Genomic DNA, 8,587 nt, shown 5'->3' on the forward strand with positions numbered 1-8,587 from the left:
TTAACTTGCAATCTCGTGCGGCGTTCCAGCGTGGGTTCCATCGCTGTCTGAGTCGCGCGTGCGGACGCGTTGTTGTACATGTCGCACTCGTCTTGGTCGATGAGTTGTCGGATGGTGGGCGGGTCTGGATGATCTGCTGGCGCGGCTTGCGCACCGGTTCGGAGGTGCGGAGCCGCGCCGGCAGGCATTGAGTTACCTGGTCGGGTTGCTGTCGCCGCTGGCGAGCAAGAACGGCTGGACCCTGGCCGAGGCTGCCGGCGACGGCACGCCGGACCGGATGCAGCGGCTGCTCAACCGGTCGGCCGGGGACGCCGACGCTGTCCGTGACTACCTGTTCGCCTACGTGGCAGAGCGCCTGGCCCGCGACGACAGGGTCGTGCGGTTCAGAACCGGTTCGACCACGGTCGAAGTGGCCATCGAGGAAAATACGCCCACGACCCGGGACTTTCCGTCGATGCTGCCGATGACGCTCCCGTTCGAGGAGTGCGGCGGTAGGAAGAAGGTCACCACACTGTCCAGGCGGGTCGACTATGACGGGGCGACCGGCATGACCCTGGAGAATGCCGACCCGTTCTCCTACATGCCCTGGGGCAACCTCGGCTTCTTCTACCGTGCCGACGGGCTCGGCCACTCCGATGATCTCGTCCGCACCGGCACGACCGACGACCTGCACCTCGACGGGCAGAACGTCAGGATCGGAGCCGCCGGTTGAGCTAGAGCTCGGTGTTCTCACGCTCCGGCGGTGTGGTACGCGCCTCGCCGTATTCGGTGGCGGCCCACGAGGCGAGCAACTGCATCCGTTCTGCGGACGGAGTGCCGGGTTCGGCAGCGTAGACCGTGATCGACAGCCCAGGCTCGGCTTCCATCCCCAGCCCCTCATAGGCCAGCGTCATCTCGCCCACGACGGGATGGTGGAAGGTCTTGAACCCGGCCCCGTGGTGGCGCACGTTGTGCGCGCCCCAGCGGCGACGGAATTCGTCGCTGCGCGTGCACAATTCCCCGATGAGGTCGTGCAACTCCTTGTTGTGCGGATCGCGGGCGGCTTCGGTGCGCAGGATCGCGACGGTCACATCGGCGAACATGTCCCAGTCGGGGTAGAAGTCGTAGGCGCGTTCGTCGAGGAACGTGAACCGGGCGATGTTCGGTGGCTGCCCCGTCATGTCGTAAATATCCCGGTAGAAGGCTCGGGCGAGCGTGTTGGCAGCCAGGATGTCCATGCGGCCGTTGCGGACGAATGCGGGGCCCGCGGTGATGGCGTCGAGCACCCACTGCAGGCTCTGGTGCGGGGCCCAGGTCTTCGGATTGCGCCGTTTTGGTGGGCGGGCGACCGGGTTGGCCGCGTGCGCGAGATCGAACAGGTGCGCCCGTTCCGCATCGTCTAGGCACAGCGCCCTGGCGAGGCTGTCGAGCACTTCCGGGGAAGCGCCGCTGATCGCGCCGCGTTCCAGCCGTGTGTAGTACTCGACGCTCACTCCGGCGAGTGTGGCGACCTCGCTTCGGCGCAGCCCGTCGACCCGACGGTTCGTGCCGCCAGGCAGGCCGACCTGCTCCGGTGTCACCCGGGCTCGCCTGGAGATGAGGAACTCACGAACCTCTGCCCGATTGTCCATGCCTCCACGGTATGCCGAACCCTAGCCACGAAGGAGTCCCTGCGAGTACCTCTATCAACCGGGACTCCCACGCGCGCGGCAAACCTGGTGTCGTTGGCACGGAACACGTGATCGAAGAATGAGGAGCAGAGAACCCGTGCGCGCTGTCGTCATGCACGCCCCCAGAGACGTCCGGGTCGAGGACGTCGAGAACCCCACCATCATTGAGCCGACCGACGCGATCATCCGCGTCACGGCCACCTGCATCTGCGGCTCCGACCTGTGGCCCTACCGCGGTCTCGAGGAGCTGAACGGCCGTATCCAGATGGGCCACGAGTATATCGGCGTCGTCGAGGAGATCGGCGACCAGGTCCTCGACATCAAAGTCGGCGACTTCGTCGTCGGTTCGTTCGTCGCTTCTGATAACACCTGCGAAATCTGTCAGGCCGGCTACCAGTCCCGCTGCGTCCACCAGGTAATGATGGGTGCCATCGGCACCCAAGCCGAATACGCCCGCATCCCGCTCGCCGACGGCACTCTCGTCAAAGTTCCCGGCGAGCCGACACCGGAACAGGCCCGCAGCCTTCTGGCCGCCTCGGACGTGCTCGGTACGGGCTGGTTCGCCGCCGTCGCCGCCGAGGCCGGACCGGGCAAGACCGTCGCCGTCGTCGGCGACGGCGCCGTTGGCCTGCTCGGCATCCTCGCCGCCAAGCGGCTCGGCGCGGAGCGGATCATCGCGATGTCCCGCCACACCGACCGGCAGGCGCTCGCTCGCGCCTTCGGTGCCACCGACATCGTCGAAGAGCGCGGCGACGAGGGCGTGGCGAAGATCAAGGATCTCACCGGCGGCTATGGCGCGCACTCGACCATCGAGGCCGTCGGCACTCAGGAATCTATGTTGCAGGCCATCGGTGCCACCCGGCCCGGCGGGCACGTCGGATATGTCGGCGTCTCCCACGGGGTCGAGCTGAACGGCCTGGAGCTGTTCTTCGCCACCGTGAGCCTGCTCGGCGGCCCCGCGCCCGTGCGCCGGTTCCTGCCCGAGCTGATCGACCTGATCATGACCGACCAGATCGACCCCGGCCAGGTCTTCGACCTCACTCTCCCGCTCGACCAGGCGGCCGAGGGATACAAGGCGATGGACGAACGCCACGCCACCAAGGTGCTGCTCACCTTCTGAATCACCCGCTCGGAAGGGGCCCCTGGCGTGATTCCCAGGGGCCCTCACCCTGTTCTCTTCGGGCATCCTGCCCGACCGCAAGAAAGCCCACAGATGACAGACACTCGCTCCGGCCGTCGCGTCGGTCCCGCACTCGCGACGCTGCTGATGCTGCTGACGGTGTTCGGGCCCGTCTCGATGGACCTCTACCTCCCCGTTCTCCCAGCGCTCACCACCGACCTCGGCGCAGCTACCTCCGCGGCGCAGTTCACCTTGACCGCCTGCCTCGTCGGCCTCGCGGTCGGGCAACTGATCGCGGGCCCGCTCTCCGATCGCTTCGGGCGCCGGATTCCCCTGCTCATCGGGATCATCGCGTACGTTGCTGCTTCGGCCCTGTGCGCGATCAGCCCCACGATCGAAACACTCGTCCTCGCTCGTTTCGCGCAGGGACTCGCCGGGGCCGTTGGCATCGTCATCGCCCAAGCCGCCGGCCGAGACGTGTACGAGGGCGGCGCACTCATCCGCTATTACGGCCGCCTCACGGTGCTCGGTGGCCTCGCCGCGATCGTCGGACCTGTCATCGGCGGGCAACTCGCCCGCTTTACGGACTGGCGCGGACTGTTTCTCTTCCTCGCCGGGATTGGCGTAGTCCTGCTCCTGGCATCCCTCGTCATCTTCCGCGAGACCCTGCCTGCTGATCAGCGCATCAGTGGCGGGACGAAGCAGACCCGACGGGACTTCCGCAAGCTCCTGTCCGACCGCCTCTTCCTCGGCGCGGTGCTGATTTGCGGGCTCACCCACGCTGCACTTTTCGCCTACCTCAGCGGCGCGACCTACATCCTCCAGGGCGTCTACGGCCTCTCACCCCAGGGGTACTCGATCGCGTTCGGTGCCAACTCTGCCGGCTTCATGGTCTTCGGCTACATCGCTGGTCGCACCGCTGAGCGCTGGTCGGAGCGCGGGACCCTCGGCATCGGCATCGCGATGTGTGCGGCGGGCTCCCTCGGTCTGCTGGCCACCGGCCTGTTTGCTCTGCCGCTGCCGGTCGTCCTCGCCTCGCTGTTCGTCCTGGCCTCCGGTGTCGCCGTCACCTCACCGCCGACGACCTCACTCGCCCTGGCCAATTACCGGGAACTGGCCGGCACCGCGTCATCCGTGCTCGGACTCGCCCGCTTCGGGCTCGGCGGCATCGCCGCACCGCTGGTCGGCCTCGGCGGCGCCGGCAACGCCACACCGCTGGGACTTGTCACCGTCCTGTCAGCCGCCCTCGCCGCCATCACCTACGTCGTCCTCCCCGGCGACGAGGCCAGTAGCGGACCCCACCTCGCCGCCGCCGACGGACCTTCCAGCATGATCGGCGTGTGCGGGCCGGTCGGAACTGCTCGGTGACCTCCAGGCGGTGATCCGCCGGGCGGAGGGCACCGGAACGTCCGTACGCGTGGGCCGGTACGGGCGGTGGTGAGCCAGTCCCGCAGCACGCGCAGGCTGCCCTGGTAGCGCAGGCTGTCTGGTGGACGCCGTCGGCGAGGCGTTGCCGCAGGTAGGGGTGGAACGGGGCGAGAACGCTGGGTCGGCTGCTGGCGTTCGGGCCGATCAAGTCGTCGGCGGTGGGCGGCGTGGGCCTACTTGCGGGCTGTTCTGACGTTCATGTCGAGCCGGCGGGCGGTCGCGCTGATCGACAGCCCTTCAGCTCGCAGGGCGTGCGCGGCCGCGCGGCGTTTGCGGGTGTTCGCCGCGCGGCGTCCCGTCGTGACTGGATCGGTCATGACCGGCGCATTCTGACGTGCGGAAACGCCGGTCAGGCTCGTCGCTTCCCGTCTCTTGTGGACGTGTGGCTGCTTGGTGGCTGCTTGTCCGACGGGCATTCCCCCGTCCGGCCCAGTCCCCGGGCGTGCCGGCGGTATCCGGTGTGAGCTCTCACCCAATCTGATCCGTGCTGGGTGGCGCTGAGCTGCGGTGGATCAGATTCGATGAGAAGGAGCACGTCGATATACGTCTCGGCGAATGTGATCCAGTGCCGGGATCGGCGCTCTCATCGAGGATCGTGGACGCTCAGCGCTCGCCGGGGCCCTGGCCGAGACCTGGACAGCACGGCCGGCTACCGCCCGCTGGCATGGCCATTTTCCGCCATGCCAGCGGGCGGTGGATGTCCGACACACTCCCAGCTTCTGGCCGACAGCGCCGCAGATTCGCTCGCTATCTCGCCACGTATATGCGGGATGACCACACGAACCCGTCCCTGTCATGGTCTCGACCCAAGGCAGGCGTGTTCGCATTCATTTTTCGGTTGCTCAGGCGAAATTAGTTGGCGGGCTTGCCGAACCAGCGGGAAAGGTGGTCGTCCAGGTCCTGCTGATCGTCGCCGATCCAGGCGACGTGGCCGTCGGGGCGTAGCAGGACGCACGGAACATCCAGTACCGCAGTGGGATCCGCGAGGTAATCGACTCGGTCCGACCAGCCGCCGACGGTCAGGCGTTCGGTGCGGTCCAGCAGCAGGCCACGGCCGCGATGCAGCAGACCGTAGAGGTGGCCCTGCTTCACGTCGATGTCGCGCAGGCGGCGGCCGAGCAGGTCGGGGCCCGCGCCGAAGTCGTAGCGGACGCCGATCGCGGTTATCTTCTCGATCAGATAGCGGTTCACCTCGTCGAAGTCCATCAGTTCGGTGAGCAGCCTGCGCACGGCCTGCGGGCCCGGTTCGGTGGACGACAGTTCCATCTGGGCGCGGGTGTTGTCCAGCACGTCCTCGGCGACCGGATGGCGTTCGGCCTGGTAGGTGTCCAGCAGTGTTTCCGGCGCCCAGCCGCGGATCTGTGCGGCCAGTTTCCAGCCGAGGTTGAATGCGTCCTGAACGCCCAGGTTGAGACCCTGTCCGCCGATGGGTGGATGGATGTGTGCCGCATCGCCGGCCAGCAGCACCCGCCCGACCCGATAACGTTCGGCTAGCCGGGTGGCATCTCCGAAACGTGACAACCAGCGAGGGGAGTGCACGCCGAAATCGGTTCCGGCGACGGTGCGCAACTGTTGTTTGAAATCCTCAAGGGTGGGCGGTTCCGCACGATCGCTGACCCCCGCGACGGGAACTATGACCTGATAGACCCCTTCGCCGAAGGGCCTGAGGCTGAATCGCTTATTGGTCTCGCCGATTTCGGTCACCTTGGCGGCGATCTCCTCCTGCGGCACACCCACTTCCATCTCGCCCATCAGCGTCTCGGTCCGCGAGGGCACGCCGGGGAAGCCGACGCCGAGCAGTTTGCGCACCGTACTGCGCCCGCCGTCACAGCCGACGAGATAGTGCGAGCGCAGCTGTTCCCCGTCGGCCAGCTCGACGGTCACACCCTCGTCGTCCTGCTCGAAATCGGCCACCGCACAACCGCGCCGGACCTGCGCACCCAGTTCGATCGCATGTTCTTCGAGCAGGTGAACGATGACCGGCTGCGGGATGCCCAGCAGATAGGCGTGCGCGGAATCCAGGCCCTCGGGCGCGGGTTTGTTGATGGCGGCGAAGAAGCCGCCGGCCGGACGCTGTCTTCCGCGTTCGAGAATGCGCTCCAGCAGCCCGCGCATTGCCATCAGCTCGATACTGCGAATATGCAGACCGACTATGCGGACGAACGACACGGGCTCGGTTTCCTTCTGTAGGACGAGTACCCGCACATCGTGCAGCCGCAGTTCGGCGGCCAGCACTGCACCAGTCGGCCCGCACCCGGCAATGATCACGTCGAACATGAGGGGCGCGCGAGCGGTGCCGGAGGCCGGCGATGGGAGTCCGGGGACCTCGACCACGGTGGAGTCGCGCTCGACCGTATCGGTCGACGACGGCTCGGCGGTGAATTGCAGAGAGTGCATAGGTGTTGCCTTTCGGGAGTGCCCTTGTTGGCGAGGCGCTCCCGGCGACACCTACGTCAATCGCCCGACCGTGACGGGAAGGGGGAGCACCCACATCGATACAGCGTTCATGGGTCTCACCTCCTCGGGCGGTGTCACGGTCAGCTGCAAGCTACAAGCCCGAGCATCATCCCGTCCAGTCCTTTCCCAGCCATGTGATCACGACTCCAAACGTGCCCGTGCGGCGGCGATGCTGATCAGGGTTTGCCACCACCAGGCCATGGCTGTTCCTTCCTCTTCGTTTCGGTTGGCTTCTTCCGGGTCAGCTTTTCAGATGAGCGGGCCAGTGGCGGGGATGTCTCCGGCGCGGAGCGTGGCATAGATGCTCCGGTCGTGCTCACTGCGGTTTGCCAGCGCCAGCTGGGCAGGTCGTCTGTTCCGGCCCATCGGAAGAGCGGGTGGTGCCGGCGCAGGAGCTGCCCAGGTTCGGGGTGTCGAGGTAGCGGGCGGCGCGGATGAGGAACACCATCGGCGCGGACTCGTGGCTAGCCACCGCGATTCCTGCCGGGTTGAGCGAACGCGTCTGCCCGCCCCGCTGCCGGGTGCGCAGGTGGGCGGGGAGTTGCGTGGGGAGCCGGGTCGGACGGTGAGGAGCACCTTGATGGCGCGGCGTTCGTCCATCGCCTTGTAGCCCTCCGCGGCCTGGTCGAGTGGCAGGGTGCTCGACATCGTGGGTGACGCCGACGAAGCCGAGGTGCCCGCCGGGTCGGGTGGACCGGATGGCCTGCGTCATCGACTCCTGCGTGCCGACCGCCTCGATCACGCTGTACGCACCCAGTTCGTTCGTGAGCTCCTTGATTTTCGCCACGCCCTCGTCGCCGCGCTCCTCCACGAGGTTGGTCGCGCCGTAGAACCGAGCCAGCTCCTGCCGCTGAGGGTGGCGGGACATCGCCATGATCCGCTCCGCGCCCAGCTGCTTGGCGGCGAGGACGGCCATCAGGCCAACCGCTCCGTCACCGACGACGACGACGGTCTTGCCAGGGCTGGCCTCGGCGGCGACGGCACCGAACCAGCCAGTGCCGAGCACGTCGGACGCGGCCAGCAACGACGGGATCAGCTCCGGATCCGGCTGCCCCGGCGTGGGAACCAGGGTGCCATCCGCCGGCGGAATACGGGCCTTCTCGGCCTGAGAGCGACCGTCGCCGACACGAATTCGCCCTGCACACACTTGGACTGGTAGCCGGACCGGCAGATCTCGCATGTGTTGTCGGAGTTGACGAACGACCCGATGACGAAGTCGCCGACCTTGACGTTCTTTACCTCGGGACCGATCTCCTCGACGACGCCCACGTCCTCGTGGCCCATAACCTGATCGTTGACGGCCTCGATGCCCCGGTACGGCCGCAGATCGGACCGGCAGACACAGCTCGCGGTCACCCGGATGATCGCGTCCGTGGGTTCGATGATCCTCGGGTCCTCTCGCTCCTCTACCCGGCCATCACCGGCGGCATGCATCACTACTCCACCATGGCCCTAGGCTCCTTACTCTCCGCATCAGCGCCCGCGACGCCGACTCGTTTCCAGAAGACGCATTCCCGTGTCTTGGCCGGATCTATCGGACTCCCTCCGTCCGCCCCGCTGAGAGGGCTGTCAGGCCCACTTATCTCGTCTCCTGCCGTCAGGCTTGCCGACCTTCCACAGGTCGAGCGGCCGATTTTGAAAGGCTCGGCTCATCGAGGGGATCCGTGGGGTGGGGCAGGGGGTCGACGATGCGCCCCCAGGCGGCACACGGAAGTTGTCCCAATGTCCGCCATTTGTGTAGGAAATCTTCGTCATCTTCGGGTCTCGTGCAAGGTATCGACATAGATGGGTGTCGCGCTATATGGTGCGGCAACCCGGGCGGCATGATCACAGTCGCCCTTTTGTAGTCGACGAGGAGTGACGGTGACTGTTCGGAGACCCTCGCGTCGGGTGAGCCAACTGCTCGGCGGCGCGCTGATCCTGATGATCGGTC

Annotated in this window: 8 protein-coding genes; 3 read left to right on the plus strand and 5 right to left on the minus strand. The window is 66.9% G+C overall.

Annotated features, from left to right (window positions below):
- Positions 1 to 136: 136 nt before the first annotated feature.
- Positions 137 to 712: a cyclophilin-like fold protein gene (locus C5N14_RS34360; RefSeq protein ID WP_371685933.1), complete on the plus strand. Its 576-nt coding sequence runs from the start codon at positions 137 to 139 to the stop codon at positions 710 to 712.
- Between the two features lies 1 nt (position 713).
- On the opposite strand, the gene C5N14_RS29525 is transcribed toward C5N14_RS34360, so the two are convergent.
- Entirely contained in the window at positions 714 to 1,610 is an 897-nt protein-coding gene (locus C5N14_RS29525; RefSeq protein ID WP_117672907.1) for a helix-turn-helix transcriptional regulator, read from the minus strand.
- A gap of 136 nt (positions 1,611 to 1,746) precedes the next feature.
- Between C5N14_RS29525 and C5N14_RS29530 the strand changes: the two genes are divergently transcribed.
- Both C5N14_RS29530 and C5N14_RS29535 read left to right on the plus strand, forming a co-directional pair.
- On the plus strand, positions 1,747 to 2,769 hold the full coding sequence (locus C5N14_RS29530) for a zinc-dependent alcohol dehydrogenase family protein (RefSeq protein WP_117672909.1): 1,023 nt from the start codon (positions 1,747 to 1,749) through the stop codon (positions 2,767 to 2,769).
- A 93-nt stretch (positions 2,770 to 2,862) separates the two neighbouring features.
- Positions 2,863 to 4,137 carry a multidrug effflux MFS transporter gene (locus C5N14_RS29535; protein WP_117672911.1) on the plus strand — a complete coding sequence of 425 codons (1,275 nt, stop codon included), beginning with the start codon at positions 2,863 to 2,865 and terminating at the stop codon, positions 4,135 to 4,137.
- Positions 4,138 to 4,370: 233 nt separating this feature from the next.
- On the opposite strand, the gene C5N14_RS33630 is transcribed toward C5N14_RS29535, so the two are convergent.
- From C5N14_RS33630 to C5N14_RS33640, 4 genes are all read right to left on the minus strand, one after another.
- Positions 4,371 to 4,514, minus strand: a complete 144-nt coding sequence (locus tag C5N14_RS33630; RefSeq protein ID WP_243640205.1) for a hypothetical protein — start codon at positions 4,512 to 4,514, stop codon at positions 4,371 to 4,373.
- Positions 4,515 to 5,049: 535 nt separating this feature from the next.
- Entirely contained in the window at positions 5,050 to 6,474 is a 1,425-nt protein-coding gene (rox, locus tag C5N14_RS29545; protein WP_207892927.1) for a rifampin monooxygenase, read from the minus strand.
- Between the two features lie 496 nt (positions 6,475 to 6,970).
- A complete protein-coding gene (locus tag C5N14_RS33635) occupies positions 6,971 to 7,678 on the minus strand; it encodes a zinc-binding dehydrogenase (protein WP_243640207.1) in 708 nt (235 codons plus the stop codon).
- An 8-nt stretch (positions 7,679 to 7,686) separates the two neighbouring features.
- On the minus strand, positions 7,687 to 8,088 hold the full coding sequence (locus C5N14_RS33640) for an alcohol dehydrogenase catalytic domain-containing protein (RefSeq protein ID WP_243640213.1): 402 nt from the start codon (positions 8,086 to 8,088) through the stop codon (positions 7,687 to 7,689).
- Positions 8,089 to 8,587: the final 499 nt, after the last annotated feature.

The sequence above is a fragment of the Micromonospora sp. MW-13 genome, from assembly GCF_003434305.1.
In the GTDB taxonomy this organism is placed as follows: domain Bacteria; phylum Actinomycetota; class Actinomycetes; order Mycobacteriales; family Micromonosporaceae; genus Micromonospora.